Source organism: Streptomyces sp. 351MFTsu5.1, from assembly GCF_000383655.1.
Taxonomy (GTDB): domain Bacteria; phylum Actinomycetota; class Actinomycetes; order Streptomycetales; family Streptomycetaceae; genus Streptomyces; species Streptomyces griseorubiginosus.
Genome location: NZ_KB911781.1, coordinates 106838 through 123926, shown reverse-complemented (window position 1 = coordinate 123926; position 17089 = coordinate 106838). Strand labels below are relative to the sequence as shown.

Sequence of the window (17089 nt, the reverse complement as noted above, 5' to 3'; positions counted from 1 at the left end):
CCTCCCGTGCGGAGCAGCCCCTCTGTTCCGCACGGCGAGCATCAGCCGGTGCTCAGGTTTTCGCGCGCCGGGTGTGGGCGGTTCGGCGCAACCTCGTCACCCGTCGGTGTCGGTCGGCTTGCCGGGCTTGCCGGGCTTGGACCAGGGCCACTTCAGCCCGCCGTCCGCGTCGCCCTCGGGGGCGTACTCGTACTTCCACCCCTTCTGGATCCCCAGCTTGCTGTGCCCCCTGGGCACCCGGCGGTACACCAGCACGGTGGGCGGGCCGCCGGCCGCGTCCGGGACCGGGATGCGGTACGTCTTCGGCGGGTGGCCCGTCGGTCCCAGCAGCACAGGCAGCACCCGGCCGTCCATGGGGCCGCCCTCGAAGGGGGTGTCTTCGCTCTTCACGGCACCAGTGTCAGCCATCCGCCGCGAGGGCCGTGACCAGCGCGGCGGTCTCCGGGTCACGGTTCGCGGTCACGGACAGCACGGCCACGAACTGCTCGACCAGCCAGTCGCGCAGCTCGGCCACGGGCGGCTGCTTGCCCTCGTCGAGCCAGATCAGGGAGGCCGCCTCCACCGCGGTGATCCACATCCGTACGGTCATCCGGAGCCGCAGACCCGGGTCGCTGACCCCGAGGTGACGGAGGATGTGCTCGGCCGCGGCCCGTCGTACCCCGTCCACGATGGCGGTGGTCCGGGACGTCTCCACGACGCTGCCGCCCTGGAGCAGCGCGCTGAAACCGGCGTCGTGCTCGTCGACGAAGGCGAGGTAGCGGTCGAGGGCACGGGACAGGCGGATCAGGAGCGGGCCGTCCCGGGGCTCGTCGAAGCACTGCTCCAGTTCGTCGGCGGCGGACCTCAGCGCGGCTTCGTAGAGCTGCTGCTTGCCGCCGGGGAAGTACCGGTAGACGAGGGGACGGGAGACGCCGGCCGCTTCCGCCACGTCGTCCAGGGACACGTCCTCGGGGGCGCGGTGCGCGAACAGGCCGAGGGCGGCCTCCAGCAGCTGACTGCGTCGCTCCTCGACACTCAGACGGCGATAGGCGGGCGCGGCAGGGCTCATGGATGCAGCGTAGTCCGGCGTCGGCGGGGGCGTCGTGGCTGGTCGCGCGGCTGGAGGCCCGGTGGTCATGGTGGTCGGCGCGCGGCGTGGGGATCTGGTGGTCGGCGTGGGGCGGGGAAACCTGGTGTTCGGCGCCGTGGCCGGCCTGGTGTCCGGTGCGCCGTCCGGAAACCCGATGGTCGCGGTCGGGAATCTGTCGGCCGGTGCGCGGCGGGAGACCCCGGTGGCCGGCGTGGGGCCGGGAACCCGGTGCCCGGCTCGCGGCCGGGAATGTGTTGGCAGGTGTGGGGTGCGTGGCCCGGACCCGGTGCTTGGCGTGCGACCGGAATCCGATGCCCGGCGCATGGTTGGGAAACCCGGTGGCCGCCGTGCCCTTCCCCCGGATACGGTCGGGCCGTGCCCCAGCTGAAGCGGTTGGATGCCCGTCACGCCCCGGCCGTCCTGGCCTTCGAGCTGGCCAATCGCGCGTACTTCGCGGCCTCGGTCTCCGACCGGGGCGACGCCTTCTTCGAGTGCTTCACCGGCCGGTTCGCGGCCCTGCTGGCCGAGCAGGAGGCCGGTGTCTGCGCCTTCCACGTGCTCGTCGACGAGGACGGCTCGGTGCTCGGCAGGTTCAACCTGCTCGACATCGAGGACGGTACGGCGGAGCTCGGCTACCGGGTCGCCCAGCACGTGACCGGCCGCGGAGTGGCGACCGCGACCGTACGGGACCTGTGCCGACGGGCGCCGGCCGCGTACGGCCTGCGCACCCTGCGGGCGGCCGTCGCCCACCAGAACATCGCGTCCAGGAAGGTCCTGACCAAGGCCGGTTTCCTCGCGGCGGGCCCGGCCGGTCCTGCCGACCTCGGCGGCAAGCACGGCACCTGGTACCGGCGCGACCTGACACTCAGGGCGGGGGAGCGGGCGGGCGACGGCCACCGCTGAGCAGCCCGGCCGGCGCCCGCCCGACCCTCAGGCCAGCAACCCGGACGACTTCCACAGCCGTCGCCCGACTCCCCGCAGCACGCCGATGTCGTCCAGGAAGTCGGTCAGCCTCTTCGCACCGGTCTGCATGACCTCCTTGCGGTGCCCGCTCGCCTTCACCTGGGCCAGCGCCTCCCGCCGGTCGAGGCCGAGGTTCGTGTAGACCTCCGGGTTCACGAAGGCCACCGAGAACACCCTGGCGAACTCGCCGGAGGTGACCCGGGTGAACTCCTGCGACCACCGCGGGGCGGTCAGCATCTGGCGCCGCAGCTCCTCGCGGGCGTACCGCACATGGCGCGCCTCCTCCACCACATGGATCCGCGTCACGCCCCTGACCAGGGGCTGGACCCGCTCGTCGGGGAAGGTCAGCCGCTGCATCCAGTCGAGGACCTCCTCGCCGAGCAGCGTCGCGGTGAAGGAACCCGGTGTCGTGGAGATCGTCTTGAACAGCCGGCCCAGCTGCTGATGACCCCGGCTCACCGGGTACCAGGGCGTCCCGCCCCGGGTGATCAGCCGCGCGAACATCTTCGAGTGCCGGCACTCGTCCTCGATCTCGGTGAGCGCGTACCGCACATGGGCGCTCGTCGCCGCCTTGTCGTAGATGTGCCGGCACAGCAGCTGCATGAGGATGATCTCGAACCAGATGCCGAGCGAGGCGAGCGCCGCGGCCTCGTGCTGGGACAGCAGGATGCGCTGCTCCTCGCTCATCCGCTTCCACATCGGGGTGTCGTAGAGCGAGACCAGTTCCGGCGGCCAGAACCACTTGCCCTCCTCGAAGGGCGCGTCCCAGTCCAGTTCCTCGTCCGGGTCGAAGGAGTGCTTCGCGGAAGAGTCGAGCAGCCGCTCGGCCACCTGCTCCCGGTCCTTGAGCAGACCGAGCGCGTCACGCAGCCCAGCGAGCGCGTCGACTTCTGTCAGACTCGTCATGGCACTTATGAGACTGCTTGTCAGCAAGCCCGTCAATCCCCTGCGCACGACTTGTTGACCCCGCGTCTACGAAGGGGCGGCCATGCGGGACATGGGGACCCTCACTGGCAGGCGCCTGAGGCCCGCCACCTGGGCAACTCCAACCTCCAGTAGTGTTCTGACGTGTCCACGCCTCCACCACCCCAGAGTCCCTACGGTGCGCCGAATCCCTACGGTTCCCAGAACCCGTACGCCACCGGCCCCTACGGACAGCCGCAGCCGCAGCCGCCGTACGGCACCCCGTACCCCCCACCGCAGCCGGCTGCCGGCTACGGCTGGGGCGCGCCCCCGATGGCCCCGCCGCCCCCGCCGAAGCGGCGGCGCGGGCTGGTGGTCGGGGGTGTCGGCGGAGTCGTCGGCCTGGTCGTGCTGATCGTCGTGGGGTACGCCCTGCTCCAGTCGGCGGCGAAGAACGCCGGTTACCCGGCAGCCGAGTACACCCTGTCCCTTCCCAGGACCCTGCTGATCGGCCGCTACGAACTAGCCCAGGACTACTCGGACTCCGAGGGGCAGAAGATCATGGACGCGGCGAAGGGCTACTCGCAGGCCAAGGTCGACGGAGTCGTGGTCGGGCAGTACAGCTCGGCCGGCAACACCACGGAGGCCTCGCTCGTGGTGTCGGGCATGTACGGGCGGTTCAAGGACCCCGAGGCGACGCGGAACAACATTATGAAGGGGGCGGGCAAGGGCCAGGGCACCAAGGTCGCCCTGGCGCCGCAGGACTTCCATCCGGACGGCTCCGGCGGTGTCACCGTCACCTGCGAGGTCCTCACCAAGACCCAGAGCGGCACGGACATGACCGTCCCCGTCTGTGCGTGGACGGACGCCAACACGGGCGCGTCGGTTGGCGAGCTCAGGGCCTCCACGATGACCCAGGACCCCGCTGACGTGGACCTGGACAAGTTGGCGGCGACCACCCTCCAGGTCCGCTCGGAGATGCGGAAGCCGATCGGCTGATGGTTTAGACCGAGCAGCCCAGGTCGTCCGGGAGCTCCAGGGCGACCGCCGGCTCGGTGCCCTGGGCCGGGAAGAGACTGCGCAGGGTGAAGGCGTACGGAGTCGGCCCGTTCGCCCGCAGGTGCAGCAGGCGGGACTCCGCCTCGGCGACCGTGGGGCGGTGGCCCGTCGGGACCCACCACAGGGCCACCATCGCCTCCTGGACCCGCTCGAAGAACTCCCTCCGGCGGGCCAGCATCTCGCGGTGCCGGCCCTGGTACATGTACGCCTTCAGCGCCTCCGCGTCCCGCCACACCGACATGTTGATGATCAGCCACTCGTCACCGAACACGGCGATGTCCGTCGCGTCCCCGGTCTCGTCCTCCAGCCGCCAGACGAACCCGTCGGCCGCGTCCGCGTCGGCGTTCACGGGGTCGAGGTTGTCGACGAAGTCCTTCAACTGCGCGGAATCCAGCGGGGCTTTGAGTCGTCCGATGTTCACCTGGGCGAGTTGGTACGGGGCGGCGTGAGTCATGGACCGAACGTTAGGTCGGTGTCTCGCGCCGCCTCAATCCCCGTCTCACCCCTTGGAGGGGAGCACCGCCTCGCTCCTCGATCTACTCCTTGGAGTTGAGCACCGCCTCCATCACCGCCCGCGCGATCGGCGCCGCCACCCCGCCCCCGGTGATCTCCCCGCGGTCGGCCGCCGCGTCCTCCACCACCACCGCCACCGCGACCTTCGGCTCCATGTCGCGGTCCCCCTGCGCCCAGGACACGAACCAGGCGTACGGCGTCCCCGCGTTGCCGATGCCGTGCTGGGCGGTGCCCGTCTTGCCGCCGACGACGGCCCCCGGGATGGCCGCGTTGGTGCCGGTGCCCTCCGTGACCACCTGCGTCATGAGCTCCCTCAGCTGCGCGGCCGTGGACGGGTACATCACCTGCCGCACCGGCCGCGGGCCCGCCGTCGTCACGGTCGTGCCGCGGCTCGTCGTGGTCCGCTCCACCAGGTACGGCGTCCGCAGCTGACCGCCGTTGGCGACGGCCGCCGAGACCATCGCCATCTGGAGCGGGGTCGCCCGGGTGTTGTACTGGCCGATCGACGACAGCGCCAGCTGCGCCTTGTCGACGGTGGGATCGAAGGTGGACCGGGCCACCGAGAACGGGATCCGCAGCGCATAGTCGTTGAAGCCGAAGGCGTGCGCGGTGGCCGTCATGTCCCCGACCCCCACGTCCACCCCGAGCTTGGCGAACACCGTGTTGCACGACCACCGGAACGCCTCCCGCAGCGAGAGGTCCTCGCAGCCGTCCGACTCGTTGGTCAGCGAGGTCCGGGTGCCGGGCAGACGGTACGGCGCGGGCGAGTCCGTCGGCGCGTCCAGGTCCGTCACGACCCCCGCGTCGAGGGCCGCGGCCGCCGTGACCACCTTGAACGTCGAACCCGGCGGATAGGTCTGCCGTACCGCCCGGTTGAGCATCGGCTTCTCCCGGTCCGCGTTGAGCCGGGCCCAGGACCGGCCCACCCCCGGGTCGTTGCCCGACAGCACCTCCGGGTCGTACGACGGCGAGGACACCAGCGCCAGGATCCGCCCCGTCGCCGGCTCCACGGCCGCCACCGCGCCCTTGCGCCCGGCGAGCCCGCGGAAGGCCGCCTGCTGCGCGGCCCCGTCGATCGTGGTGACGACGTCCCCGCCCGGGTTGCGCCGCCTCGTGAAGTCGTTCCACAGCGCGAACGGCGTCAGCAGCGGGTCCGAGCCGGACAGGACCCCGTCCTCGGTGTGCTCGAGCAGGGTCGTGCCGTACTCCTGCGAGGCGAAGCCGGTCACCGGAGCGAACAACGGCCCGTCGGCGTACGTCCGTTCGTAGCGCAGCTGCTCCCCGGTGTCCCGGGAACCGGTGACCCGCCGCCCGTCGACCAGGATGTCGCCGCGCCGCAGACCGTAACGGGCGATGACCTCACGGCGGTTGGCCGGGTTGTCGTCGTGGGCGGCCGCCTCGAAGACCTGGACGCGGGCGGCGTTGACGAGGAGCGCCACCAGCAGCAGGGCGCAGAAACAGGCCGCGTGCCGGATGTAGCGGGCCATGCCGGGACCGTGCGTGCTCATGGGGCCTCCGTCCCGTCGTACTGGCGGCGGGCCGAGTCGCTCACCCGGATCAGCAGCGCGACGATCGCCCAGTTGGTGACGACCGACGAGCCGCCCTGCGCCAGGAACGGCATCGCCATGCCGGTGAGCGGGATCAGTCCGCCCACCCCGCCCGCGATGACGAACACCTGGAGCGCCACGATCGAGGCGAGCCCGGTCGCGAGGAGCCGCCCGAACGGGTCGCGCAGGGACAGCCCGGCCCGGTAGCCGCGCTCCACGAGCAGGGCGTACAGCAGGAAGATCGCGGACAGGCCGGCGAGGCCCAACTCCTCGCCCGCCGTCGCCAGGATGAAGTCGGACTTCGCGGCGAAACCGATCAGGACGGAGTGCCCGAGCCCGAGCCCGGTGCCGAGCACCCCGCCCGCCGCGAAGGAGAACAGGGACTGGGCGAGCTGGTTCGGGCCCAGGCCCGCCTCGATCGACGCGAAAGGGTGCAGCCAGTCCTCCACCCTGGTGTGCACATGCGGCTCCAGCCAGCCCACGGCGAAGGCACCGACGGCGGCCAGCAGCAGCCCCAGTGCGATCCAGCCGCTGAGCCCGGTGGCGACGTAGAGGAGCACCACGAACAGTCCGAAGAACAACAGCGAGGTCCCGAGGTCCCGTTCGAGGACCAGCACGCCCACGCTGATCAGCCAGATCGCGAGCACGGGCCCGAGGACCCGCCCGGTGGGCAGCTGCAGCTTCCAGAACCGGCGCCCGGCGAAGGCCAGCGCGTTGCGGTTGGCGGCCAGGTAGGCGGCGAAGAACACCGCGAGCAGCACCTTCGCGAACTCGCCCGGCTGGATGGAGAATCCGGCGATCCGGATCCAGATGCGGGCGCCGTTCACCGAGGGGAACAGGATCGGCAGGGTCAGCAGGACCAGCGCGGCGGCCACACAGACGTACGCGTAGCGCTGGAGCACCCGGTGGTCGCGCAGCGCCAGCACCACCACGATGAACAGGGCCACCCCCACCGTGGACCACACCAGCTGGGTGGGGGCCGCACGGTCGCCGGGCGTCTCCAGGTCCAGTCGGTAGATCAGTACCAGGCCCAGGCCGTTGAGCAGCACCCCGATCGGCAGCAGCAGCGGATCGGCGTCCGGCGCCCGCAGCCGGACGGCGAGGTGCGCGAGGAGCGCCAGCACGCCGAGCCCGGCGCCGTAACCGGCGGCGCCGGGCGGGACGGTGCCGTGCCGGGCGAGGCCGACAGCGCAGTAGCCGTACACGCAGAGCAGGACGGCGAGGACGATGAGGGCCAGTTCGATGCCGCGGCGCCGGGGCAGGCGTACCGCGGAAGCGGGGGTGTCCGCGGGTGGGGCCACGGTGGTTCCGGCCTTGGTCATGTCCGGAACTTACCCAAATATCACGGGTTGTCTGCGCTGTTTCCGCGGGGTGTCAGCACCAGCGTGGCGAGGTTCCGAGGTCCCGGATGTACCGGGCCGAACCCCAGGCCCAGGTGCCGTCGGTGAGCAGGTACCACTGGCGGTTGCCCTGGACGTTCTGGCCGTTGGTCTTGCAGAAGATGCTGACCACCTCGCCCCGCTCGGCCCAGCGGATGATCTGCCCGCCGCGGTTCGGCGCGCTGCGCAGGGCGAGCGAACTGGCCGTCACGACGCCTCGGTACAGCCGCTGGTCGGTGTGGTTCTGCCCCTGGTTCGGGTTCTGGCTCTGGTGACTCGTCGAGGCGGGGCCGTCCCAGTCGTCGGCGACGGCAGCGGGCACGGCGAGGGCGGAGACGGCGAGGGCACCGGCGGTGACGGCTATGGAGAAGCGCGAGCGCAGGGACATGGGGAGACCTCCGTGGGAGGAGCGACAAACCTGACTGTTCGCCACGTTAGGAGGCGTGAACGGAGGTCGCCTTTTCAAATGGGCCATAGGGGAACCCACTCAGGGGCGCGGGGCTGTGTCGATATGCGGCTCCGCCGCGTGGGCGCGACCAGCCACATCGAACCCGCGGCCGACCACTCACCCCAGCACCAACGTCGCGACCGCCCCACCATCGACTGCATTCGAGAACGACAGCCGAGCCCCCAGAACCTCCGCCTGCCCCACCGCGATGGTCAACCCCAGCCCGTGCCCCCGCGCCCCGCCCTCCGTACGGAACCGCTGCGGCCCGTGCTCGACCAGGTACTCCGGAAACCCGTCCCCGTGATCCCGCACGGTCACCACAGGCCCGTCGACCGTCAGGGACACCGGCCCCCGCCCGTGCCGATGCGCATTGGCCACCAGATTCCCCAGCACCCGCTCCAGCCGCCGCCGGTCCGTCTCCACGGCGACATCCCGCCGTACGACGACCTCGGTCTCCGTCCCCGACGCCCGCACCACCCGCTCGGCCAGCGCCCCCAACGGCTCGGTGTCCAGTTCGACCGTCTCCCGGCCGGTGTCCAGCCGGGAGATCTCCAGCAGATCCTCCGTCAGCGTCCGCAACGCCCCCACCCGGTCCCGCACCAGCTCCGTGGGCCGCCCCGGCGGAAGCAGCTCGGCGGCCGCGTGCAGCCCGGTCAGCGGGGTACGCAGCTCGTGCGCCACGTCCGCGGTGAACCGCTGCTCGCTCAGCAGCTTCCCCTGGAGGGAGGCCGCCATGGTGTCCAGCGCGGCGGCCACCGCGGCCACCTCGTCCTGCGGCCGCGAGACATCCTTCGTGAGGGGGTCGTCGACCCGCGCGTCGAGGTCGCCCGCGCTGATCCGCCGGGCCACCCGGGCGGTCGTGTCCAGCCGTCTCGTCACCCGGGTCACCGCGAACGCCCCCACCAGCAGCGTCGCCGTGATCGCGAGACCCGACGACCACAGGATCGCCCGGTCGAGCCCCGCGATCGTGCGGGCACCCTGCGAGTAGTCGACCTCCACGGCCAGCGCCCGGCCCCCGTCCACCGGACCGGCCGCCCACATCGTGGGACGCCCGCCGTGCACGCCGACCATCGTGCCCCGGTCCCCGGCGACCGCCAGCGCCCGCAACGACCCGGGCAGGTCCGGCGGATCCACCCACGCGTCCCACTTCAGGGTGTCCCCGGCCTCGTACGCCGCCGTCGCGTCCCGCAGCCGGCTCAGGGCCAGCTCACGGGCCTCGCCGACGGTCTGGTTGGTCACCGAGACATGCACCAGCACACCGAGCAGCGCGGCGAGGGCACAGCACATCACGGTGATGAACACGGCCGCCTTCACGGCCAGCGTGCCGGACCAGCGGGGGAGTCTCATCGCGCGCTCGCGGAGGGGCCGGGCGAACGCCGTTCCCCGCTCGCCGACGGGCGGGGCGAGGGTCCGTCCGGCCCGGAGCGCAGCATCTCGTCGTGCGTCAGGAGCATCGACTTCTGCTGCGGGTCCCAGGTCCACTGGAGCCGGTACTCGTACCCGGCCACCTCGGACGGCGAACGGATGATCACGGAGTGCCCGGCCAGCTCGACCCCGCTGACGGCGTCCTCCCAGTGCATGACCCGCACGAGCCGGTGCTTCTCGACGGTGTAGACCCGCACGGCGGTGACGTTCCCGGGCAGCTGCCGGAAGCCCAGCGTGAGGTCGGCCCGCCCGTCGCCGGTGAGGTCGCGGTAGTACGGCTCCAGGACGGGGCACTTCTTCCCGGCCGCCCCCTGCTTGCCGCAGTCCGCCATCCGGCGGAGCGTCTCGACGTACCCCCCGGTCTCGTAGTCGCTCCGGTCCTCCTTGATCTCGGCGCGTACGACGGCGACCGGGTCCACCCGCCGGATGTCGTCATGGGGCACGGAGACGCCTGCCACCACCTCCGACTCGACCTCCCCGACCTCGAAGGCGGGGCTGGAGGCGGGCGTCAGCTGCGGCCACAGCCGGTCCGGACTGATCGCGGTCGGCGTGGAGCCCGCCCCCACCAGGTCGCCCGCGTCACCACAGCCCGCCACGGCCGCGCTCAGCAGGCCTGCGACGGCTACGGCGACGGCACGGGGCGCGCGGCGGGCGGGTGGCACTGTGCTCCAGGGGTCCGGGTGGGGGTATGCGTGGGCCTGACCACCTTATTCGTGTGGAAGTCCTTTTTGCGTTCCGCGGGTCCGGGCCGCCCTACTCCGTCAGCTCCTCCAGCAGCCGGGCCGTCGACAGCCCGGCCTGGAGGTACTCCACGAACAGGTCGTTGTGCAGCGCCCACGGCGAGCGCCGGCCACGGATCAGCCGGATCGCCTCGTCGACCGTCTGTCCCCGGCGGACCAGGGCGTGCGCGACGACCAGCCCCGAGCGGTTGTAGCCGTGGTAACAGCGGACGAGGACCTTGCGGCCCTCGTCCAGTGCGTCGTTCGCGGCCTGCGCCAGCCGCATCACGCCCGCGAGCTGGGTGCCGTCCAGCGGGCCGTCCGGAATCGGCCACACATGGTGCTCCACACCGGGATCGGGACCGTGCCCCGGCAGTCTGAGCAGCGACTGCACGACATCGAACTCGTCCCGTACGACGGCGAACTCCCGCTGTCCGGACAGGCCCTGGAACTCGTGACCGCCCATCCACAGCCCGGGCACGATCTCGTTCCACGCCCGCTCCGGAGCCGGTACATCGGGTTGCTTCCTGCGGGTTCGCAACAGCGCCTCCCCAAGCCCCTGCGCCAAGCCCTGCACCTCACGGCAACTCACTGCGACTCACCCCAAAGGTAACCGGCTTCTTGCCTGCGCAGCACCCCGCCTGTTCCCATGGTCCGTGGGGTGATGGTGCATGAGCGGACTGCGCGTCGTACCGACCTGGCGCCATGGTCAGGAGCGGCTCTACGTCTGCCTCACGGACGGCAGGAACATCGCCTGGTACGACCGTGAGGCCGCCCGGATCAACCTGCTGAGCGAGGATCGCAGAGAGGATGTCCTGGACGCCCTCGGGCCCTTCCTCACCGGCCCGGTGGCCGTGGGCCCGCCCCCGGTGCCGACGCCGGCGGAACTGGCCCGGCTGACCCTCCACCCGGACGACGACCTGGCCCCGAACCGTCCCGGCGAGGCCCTCCAGATCGCCCTGGACCGCGAGCCGGGGCCCGGGCACCGGCTCCGCCGCGACCCCCGTCGACGCGCCCTGGAGGCCGAACAGACGGTGGGCGAGGCGCTGGACCGCCTCGACGGGGCGGGCTGGCACACCCTGCACTCCGTGCCGCTGCCCGGCGGCGACCGCGTCCACCACCTGGTGATCGGCCCCGGCGGCCTGTACGCCGTCCACGCGCTGTACGCCCGCAAGCAGCGGGTCACGGTCGCCGACCCGATGGTCACCCTGGGCCGCCGGGACCCCCACCCCCTGCTCCACCGCGTCCGAGCCGACGCCGCCCGCGCCTCCTACGCCCTGACGGCCGAGGTCCACCCGGTCCTGGCCCTGGTGTCCCCCTCCGACATCACGGTCACCCTCCCGCCCCGGGACCTCCGCATCACCACCGACACCGACCTGCCGACTCTGTCCCGAGAGGGCGGAGTCCTGAAGCCGGCGGATGTGGAGGCGCTGCACGCGATGGCCAGGGACCGGCGTATGTGGGGGAGGGTCTGAGGCGGGCGGGATGACTCAGGGGGCTCGGGGTCACAGGTGCGGGTGAGCCCCCCAGGGGCGCGGGGAATTGCGCGACCAGCCACAACGCACCAGCACCCGCCACACAACCGAACCCGGCACCCCGATAGGCGCCCGGCCCAAGCCGAGCGCAGCGGGGGCGCGGGGAACTGCGCGACCAGCCACAACGCACCCGCACCCGCCCGCGAACCGCACCCGGCACCCCCGTAGGCACACTCACGGCAACCGAGACGCCCGCCCACCCTCCACCAGCGGAGCCAGCAGATCCCCGTAATCCTGCAACCGAGCCCCCATGTCCCCCGCCTCGAACGCCAGCCCCCCCGGCGCCCCACACCCCTCGACCTCGCCCCACGTGACCGGCGCGGACACCCACGGCCGCTCCCGAGCCCGCAACGTGTACGGAGCAGCCGTGGTCTTCCGCGCAGCGTTCTGGCTCCAGTCCACGAAAACCTTCCCCGCCCGCAGACTCCGCGTCATCCGGTGCAGAGCCAGCCGCGGCAGAGCCCGCTCCGCCTCCACAGCCAGCTGCTTCGCGTACTCCGACACCTGATCGGACGACGCCCCCCGCACCGCCGCCAGCAGATGCAGCCCCTTCGACCCCGCGGTCTTCGGATACGCCTCGATCCCGTCGGAAGCCAGCCGCTCCCGGAGCCAGAGCGCGACCTCACAGCACTCGACGATCGTCGCCGGCGCCCCCGGATCGAGGTCGAGGACCAGCCGGTCGGCCTCCTCGGGCGCGTCGACCAGCCACTGGTGGGTGTGGAACTCCGTGACCAGGTTCGCCGCCCACATCAGGCTCGCCAGATCCTGGACCAGCACCATCCGGGCCGGCCCCTCGGACCGCGGCACCTCCGCCGTGGTGACCCAGTCGGGCGTACCCGGAGGGACGTTCTTGGTGAAGAACACCTGCCCCCCGGGCCCGTCCGGATAGCGCAGGAAGGAGACCGCACGGCCACGCAGATGGGGGAGGAGGACGTCGGCGGTGGTGGCGTAGTAGTGCAGCAGCTCGCCCTTGGTGAAGCCGGTGGCCGGATACAGCACCTTCTCCAGATTGCTGAGCGCGAGCCGTCGCCCCTCCACCTCGGTGATCGGCGTCATACGATGAGAATCTCACGCATAACGGTATAAAACGCCTCAATACCCGCAGGGAGGGTGCTGCCGGTGAGATCCATATGGAACGGCGCCATCTCGTTCGGCCTGGTCAGCATCCCCATCAAGCTGGTCAACGCCACCGAGAGCCACTCGATCTCCTTCCGCCAGATCCACACCGAGGACGGCGGCCGGGTCCGCTACCGCAAGGTCTGCGAACTGGAGGACCGCGAGATCGCCCAGTCGGAGATCGGCAAGGGCTACGAGGACGCGGACGGCACGATCATCCCGATCACCGACGAGGACCTGGCCCACCTGCCGCTCCCGACGGCGAAGACCATCGAGATCGTCGCCTTCGTGCCGGCCGACCGGATCGACCCGCTCCAGATGGACGCCGCGTACTACCTCCAGGCGGGCGGCGCCCCCGCGGCCAAGCCGTACACCCTCCTGAGGGAGGCGCTCAAGCGCAGCAACAAGGTCGCCATCGCCAAGTTCGCGCTGCGCGGCCGGGAACGGCTCGGGATGCTGCGGGTGGTGGAGGACGCCATCGCCCTGCACGGACTGCTGTGGCCGGACGAGGTCCGCGCACCCGAGGGACTCGCCCCCGACACCAAGGTCACCGTCAGCGACAAGGAACTCGACCTGGCCGACGCCCTGATGGACACCCTCGGCGAGATCGAGCTGGACGAACTGCACGACGAGTACCGCGAGGCTCTGGAGGAGGTCGTCGCCGCGAAGGCCGCGGGGGAGGCCCCGCCGGAGGCCCCGGAACCGGCCCGCAGCGGCAAGGTGCTCGACCTCATGGCCGCGCTGGAAAAGAGCGTGCGGGAGGCGAAGGAGTCGCGCGGCGAGGAGCCGGGCGAGGTCAGACAGCTGCCGCAGCGGAAGTCGGCACGGGCGGCCCCGAAGCAGACCGGCGGCAAGAAGTCGACGACGAAGGCCGCACCGGCGAAGAAGACGGCCGCGGCCAAGGAGTCGACGGCGAAGACGTCGGCGAAATCGACGGCCGGGTCGTCACAGGGGACGAAGAAGACGGCATCGACGTCGGCGTCGGCGAAGAAGGCGACGAGCGCCAAGAAGACGGCGGCGAAGAAGACGACCGCCCGGAAGCGGTCCGCGTGACCTGCGCGGTGCCGGTGCCCGGCGCCGCGCAGGTCAGCATCGAAAGAAGTCGGTCAGCCGACGACCTTCGCGGACTCGATGACCACCGGCTCCGTCGGCACGTCACCGTGACCGCGGCTGCTGCCGGTCCGTACGCCCTTGATCTGGTCGACGACGTCCTGGCCCTCGGCCACCTTGCCGAACACCGTGTAACCCCAGCCGTTCGGGCTCTTGGCCGTGAAGTTGAGGAACTCGTTGTCCGAGACGTTGATGAAGAACTGGGCGGTCGCCGAGTGCGGGTCGCTGGTGCGCGCCATCGCCACGGTGTACGCGGTGTTCTTCAGACCGTTGTCGGCCTCGTTCGGGACCGGCGCGAGCGTGGGCTTCTGCACCATGTCCGCGGTGAAGCCACCGCCCTGGACCATGAAGCCGTTGATCACCCGGTGGAAGATCGTGCCGTCGTAGTGCCCGTTGCCGACGTACGTCAGGAAGTTCTCGACCGTCTTGGGCGCCTCGGCGTCGGCCAGCTCGAGGACGATACGGCCGAAGTTGGTGGTCAGCTCGACCCTGGACATGGGAATCGTCCCTTTCTGGTGGGGCATGACCGAAGCATCTTGTCACACGGCCCTCCGGTGCCGCCGACGTCAGGGAACGCTCCCGCTCCGGGGCAGGTTCGACGGCGTCGGAACGGCCGCCCCCGGGGAGGGCACCGTCGACGGCCACGGCGACACCGGGCCCGCGGCACCGGTGGGAGAACCGCTCGCGGAACCGCTCGGAGAAACACTCGGTGAACCGCTCGGGCGGCCGCTCGACGGGGCCATCGGCACCGAGGAGCGGTCGGGCCCCGTACCGGGCAGGGAGGCCACCACCCCCGCCGCGAGAACGGCCGCCGCCAGGACCCCCACGGCGCCCGAGACCGCCGTACGACGACGTCGGATCCGTCGGCCGCCCACGACCGCCGCGTCGATGACGCTGGGAAGGACCGGCTCCCGCGAACCGTCGAGGATGACCTCGAAGGCACCGCGCGCGGAGCTGCCCTCCTCCTCGTACCTGCCGCGCTGTCCGTGCTCGCCGTACCCGTCGGACATCTCCCCCCTCACCTCCCACTCGTCTCGCCGGCCAGGCCCTCGACCAGCCCGCGCAACCGGACCAGCCCGCGCGCGCTCTGGCTCTTGACCGTGCCCGGGGTCACCCGCAGCGCCTCGGCGGTCTGCTCCACGCTCCAGTCCTCCCAGAACCGCAGTACCAGCACCGCCCGGTAGCGGGGCGGCAGTTCCATCAGCGCGGCCTGCATCACCAGCCGCAGCTCCGGAGTCACCGGCTCGGCGGAGGCCGGCTCGGGCACCTCGTCCACCGGCTCCTCCCGCCAACTCCGTTTGCGGTACTGGTCGATGAAGGCGCGGGTGAGGATCGTACGGGCGTACGCGTCGACATTGCCGTCACGGCGGACCCGGCCCCAGGAGGCGTAGAGCTTCATCAGGGTCGTCTGGGTCAGGTCCTGGGCCTGGTGCCAGTCCCCGCACAGCAGATACGCGCTGCGCCTGAGCTGCCCCTGCCTGGCCTCGGCGAACTCCCGGAACTCCCGCTCCCGGACTGCTTCCCGCACCCGCCGCCCCTCCGCCGTACCGATCGCACCTGTCCTTCAGAGGTACGGCGAAGAGCCCGGCGGGGTTGCACGCTCGGGCAGGAAAACTTTCCGGGCCGGCGCGTGCAACCCGTCCCGGGCGGTGCCCCGTACTCCTCTCACGCAACCGACCCGACCACCGAGGAGTGATCCTGATGAACCGTCATGCCGTCCGGCCCACCCGCCGTCTCCTGATCGCCGTCGCCGCGGGAGGTGCCGTGGCCGTGGCGGGCTGGGCAGCCGTCGCGGGCGCGGCGACGGGCTCACCCGCGACGAAGCCGACGCCCGTGGCGTCCACGGTGCCCTCGGCGGTACCGCCCGCGGAGCCCTCGGCCGTGCCCTCCGCGGTCCCGTCGCCCGTGACGTCACCCGTGGCGAGCACGAGGCCGTCCCAGCCGAGTCCGGTGCCGTCCGTCCCGGGGACGGGGCCGAGTCCGGTGCCGTCGGTCCCGGCAACCGTGCCGAGCCCCGTGCCCTCCGTCCCGCGGACCGGGCCGAGCACGGTGCCGACAGTGGTGCCGAGCCAGCGGCCCTCGACGGTCCCGAGCCCCGTACCCGCGGTCCCCGACCGGCCGTCGAAGTAGCCCGCGGAAGGGCGAGCGCCCAGGGCCGGTCGGCGACAGCACGGGACACCCCGTCGCCGACCGGCCGACTCCCCTCAACCACGCGCCGGCTGCACCGCCGCATCCCGCCGGAAGGCCCACCGCAGCTCCGGCTCCACGACGTACCGGAGGGCACGCCGGACGGGCGGAGTGCACAGCACCGTCACGACGGCGCCGGCGACGAGGGCGGCCAGCACCACACCGAGCGGCCGGTGCACCCAGGCGGGCCCGTACCAGCCCCAGAAGCGGGCGCCCTGGACGAGGAAGCCGTGCAGGAGATAGCCGTAGAGCGTGCCGGCGCCCAGCACGGTGAACCAGGTCCGCCGCCCCGGCACCAGCGCGAGGAAGCACGCGACCAGGACCAGCGAGCACCCGAAGGCGACCAGCGTCATCACCGGCCCCGACCAGGCGGGCCCGCCCAGCTCCTGGGCGCTGTCCCGGTGGTAGAACCATGCCCCGCTCATCCGCGGCACGGCCCAGTACGCCAGGCCGAGCGCGACGACGAAGACGGGCCCGGCGGCGATCCGTACGGCCCGTCGCCGGACCAGCTGGAAGTGCTCGGGCCGCAGGCAGAGCCCCAGCACGAAGTAGGGGAGGAACTGGAGCACCCGCTGGAGGTCGAGGTCGTCACCGATGGAGGGCGTGAGGGTGGCGAGCATGGCCACGGCCAGCGCGACCGCCACCGGCTGCCGCACCCGCTGCCACAGCGGAGTGGTCAGCCGCCACACGAACAGGGCCACCAGGAACCACGTCAGATACAGCGGGTCCAGCAGGCTGACAGCCCGCCCCGGATCCTGGTCGGTCCATCGGGTGAAGAAGGTGTAGGCCGTCTCGAACACGACGTACGGCACGACGAGCCCGCCCACCAGCCGGCGCAACCGCCCGGGACTGGCGTCGAAGTTCCGCGAGAAGTACCCGGACACGACGATGAAGGCCGGCATGTGAAAGGCGTACACCAGCAAGTACAGCGCAGAGACCGCCCGGCTCCCCTCCCGCAACGGCTCCCACGCGTGCCCCACGGCGACCAGCACGATCGCCAGATACTTGACGTTGTCGAAGAAGGCGTCCCGCCCGTCCTCGGCACGCTTGACCGCAGGTCTGTGCCGGGACTCGGCTGTGCCCGTTGACTCGGCTGTGCCCGTTCGCTCACGCATC

Annotated in this window: 20 protein-coding genes; 4 read left to right on the top strand and 16 right to left on the bottom strand. The window is 71.8% G+C overall.

The genetic code is table 11. From position 1 onward, the window contains the following. Window positions 1–96: 96 nt before the first annotated feature. Together H295_RS0117390 and H295_RS0117385 are read right to left on the bottom strand one after the other, a co-directional pair. A complete protein-coding gene (locus tag H295_RS0117390; protein ID WP_020136611.1) occupies window positions 97–408 on the bottom strand; it encodes a hypothetical protein in 312 nt (103 codons plus the stop codon). After that, window positions 401–1048: a TetR/AcrR family transcriptional regulator gene (locus H295_RS0117385; RefSeq protein ID WP_020136610.1), complete on the bottom strand. Its 648-nt coding sequence runs from the start codon at window positions 1046–1048 to the stop codon at window positions 401–403. The genes H295_RS0117390 and H295_RS0117385 overlap by 8 nt, the downstream gene beginning before the upstream one ends. A 396-nt stretch (window positions 1049–1444) precedes the next feature. Between H295_RS0117385 and H295_RS0117380 the strand changes: the two genes are divergently transcribed. Further along, entirely contained in the window at window positions 1445–1972 is a 528-nt protein-coding gene (locus H295_RS0117380; RefSeq protein ID WP_020136609.1) for a GNAT family N-acetyltransferase, read from the top strand. Window positions 1973–1999: 27 nt separating this feature from the next. Here H295_RS0117380 and H295_RS0117375 read toward each other — a convergent pair whose 3' ends face one another. Continuing rightward, window positions 2000–2938 carry an AurF N-oxygenase family protein gene (locus H295_RS0117375; RefSeq protein ID WP_020136608.1) on the bottom strand — a complete coding sequence of 313 codons (939 nt, stop codon included), beginning with the start codon at window positions 2936–2938 and terminating at the stop codon, window positions 2000–2002. Between the two features lie 162 nt (window positions 2939–3100). Here H295_RS0117375 and H295_RS0117370 point away from each other — a divergent pair, with 162 nt between their 5' ends. Then, complete coding sequence (locus H295_RS0117370) at window positions 3101–3934, top strand: hypothetical protein (protein WP_028809454.1); 834 nt, start codon at window positions 3101–3103, stop codon at window positions 3932–3934. Between the two features lie 4 nt (window positions 3935–3938). Here H295_RS0117370 and H295_RS0117365 read toward each other — a convergent pair whose 3' ends face one another. The 7 genes from H295_RS0117365 to H295_RS0117335 form a co-directional block, all read right to left on the bottom strand. After that, the gene (locus H295_RS0117365; RefSeq protein WP_020136606.1) at window positions 3939–4448 is read right to left on the bottom strand and encodes a DUF3291 domain-containing protein; all 510 of its coding nucleotides are present in this window, start codon (window positions 4446–4448) and stop codon (window positions 3939–3941) included. Between the two features lie 82 nt (window positions 4449–4530). After that, window positions 4531–5994: a peptidoglycan D,D-transpeptidase FtsI family protein gene (locus H295_RS0117360; RefSeq protein ID WP_043217612.1), complete on the bottom strand. Its 1464-nt coding sequence runs from the start codon at window positions 5992–5994 to the stop codon at window positions 4531–4533. A 17-nt stretch (window positions 5995–6011) separates the two neighbouring features. After that, window positions 6012–7376: an FtsW/RodA/SpoVE family cell cycle protein gene (locus tag H295_RS0117355; protein WP_020136604.1), complete on the bottom strand. Its 1365-nt coding sequence runs from the start codon at window positions 7374–7376 to the stop codon at window positions 6012–6014. 52 nt (window positions 7377–7428) lie between these two features. Next, window positions 7429–7821 (bottom strand): SH3 domain-containing protein, encoded by a 393-nt coding sequence (locus tag H295_RS0117350; protein WP_020136603.1) that lies wholly within the window; start codon window positions 7819–7821, stop codon window positions 7429–7431. 177 nt (window positions 7822–7998) lie between these two features. Beyond that, window positions 7999–9228, bottom strand: a complete 1230-nt coding sequence (locus tag H295_RS0117345; protein ID WP_020136602.1) for a sensor histidine kinase — start codon at window positions 9226–9228, stop codon at window positions 7999–8001. Next, window positions 9225–9968 carry a hypothetical protein gene (locus tag H295_RS0117340; protein ID WP_028809453.1) on the bottom strand — a complete coding sequence of 248 codons (744 nt, stop codon included), beginning with the start codon at window positions 9966–9968 and terminating at the stop codon, window positions 9225–9227. Before H295_RS0117340 ends, H295_RS0117345 begins: the two co-directional genes overlap by 4 nt. A 91-nt stretch (window positions 9969–10059) precedes the next feature. Continuing rightward, window positions 10060–10566: a protein-tyrosine phosphatase family protein gene (locus H295_RS0117335; RefSeq protein ID WP_028809452.1), complete on the bottom strand. Its 507-nt coding sequence runs from the start codon at window positions 10564–10566 to the stop codon at window positions 10060–10062. Between the two features lie 130 nt (window positions 10567–10696). Between H295_RS0117335 and H295_RS0117330 the strand changes: the two genes are divergently transcribed. Then, complete coding sequence (locus H295_RS0117330; protein ID WP_020136599.1) at window positions 10697–11500, top strand: nuclease-related domain-containing protein; 804 nt, start codon at window positions 10697–10699, stop codon at window positions 11498–11500. Between the two features lie 234 nt (window positions 11501–11734). Here H295_RS0117330 and ligD read toward each other — a convergent pair whose 3' ends face one another. Next, on the bottom strand, window positions 11735–12616 hold the full coding sequence (ligD, locus tag H295_RS0117325) for a non-homologous end-joining DNA ligase (protein WP_020136598.1): 882 nt from the start codon (window positions 12614–12616) through the stop codon (window positions 11735–11737). A gap of 54 nt (window positions 12617–12670) precedes the next feature. Here ligD and H295_RS0117320 point away from each other — a divergent pair, with 54 nt between their 5' ends. Then, complete coding sequence (locus tag H295_RS0117320; protein WP_020136597.1) at window positions 12671–13729, top strand: Ku protein; 1059 nt, start codon at window positions 12671–12673, stop codon at window positions 13727–13729. Between the two features lie 53 nt (window positions 13730–13782). Here the strand turns inward: H295_RS0117320 and H295_RS0117315 are convergent, their stop codons facing one another. The 5 genes from H295_RS0117315 to H295_RS0117295 form a co-directional block, all read right to left on the bottom strand. Next, on the bottom strand, window positions 13783–14283 hold the full coding sequence (locus H295_RS0117315) for a peptidylprolyl isomerase (RefSeq protein WP_020136596.1): 501 nt from the start codon (window positions 14281–14283) through the stop codon (window positions 13783–13785). Between the two features lie 69 nt (window positions 14284–14352). Beyond that, the gene (locus H295_RS0117310; RefSeq protein ID WP_020136595.1) at window positions 14353–14796 is read right to left on the bottom strand and encodes a hypothetical protein; all 444 of its coding nucleotides are present in this window, start codon (window positions 14794–14796) and stop codon (window positions 14353–14355) included. Between the two features lie 8 nt (window positions 14797–14804). Beyond that, on the bottom strand, window positions 14805–15314 hold the full coding sequence (locus H295_RS0117305) for a SigE family RNA polymerase sigma factor (RefSeq protein WP_020136594.1): 510 nt from the start codon (window positions 15312–15314) through the stop codon (window positions 14805–14807). A 181-nt stretch (window positions 15315–15495) separates the two neighbouring features. Beyond that, the gene (locus H295_RS0117300) at window positions 15496–15834 is read right to left on the bottom strand and encodes a hypothetical protein (RefSeq protein WP_020136593.1); all 339 of its coding nucleotides are present in this window, start codon (window positions 15832–15834) and stop codon (window positions 15496–15498) included. A gap of 156 nt (window positions 15835–15990) precedes the next feature. Then, entirely contained in the window at window positions 15991–17088 is a 1098-nt protein-coding gene (locus H295_RS0117295; RefSeq protein ID WP_020136592.1) for an acyltransferase family protein, read from the bottom strand. Window position 17089: the final 1 nt, after the last annotated feature.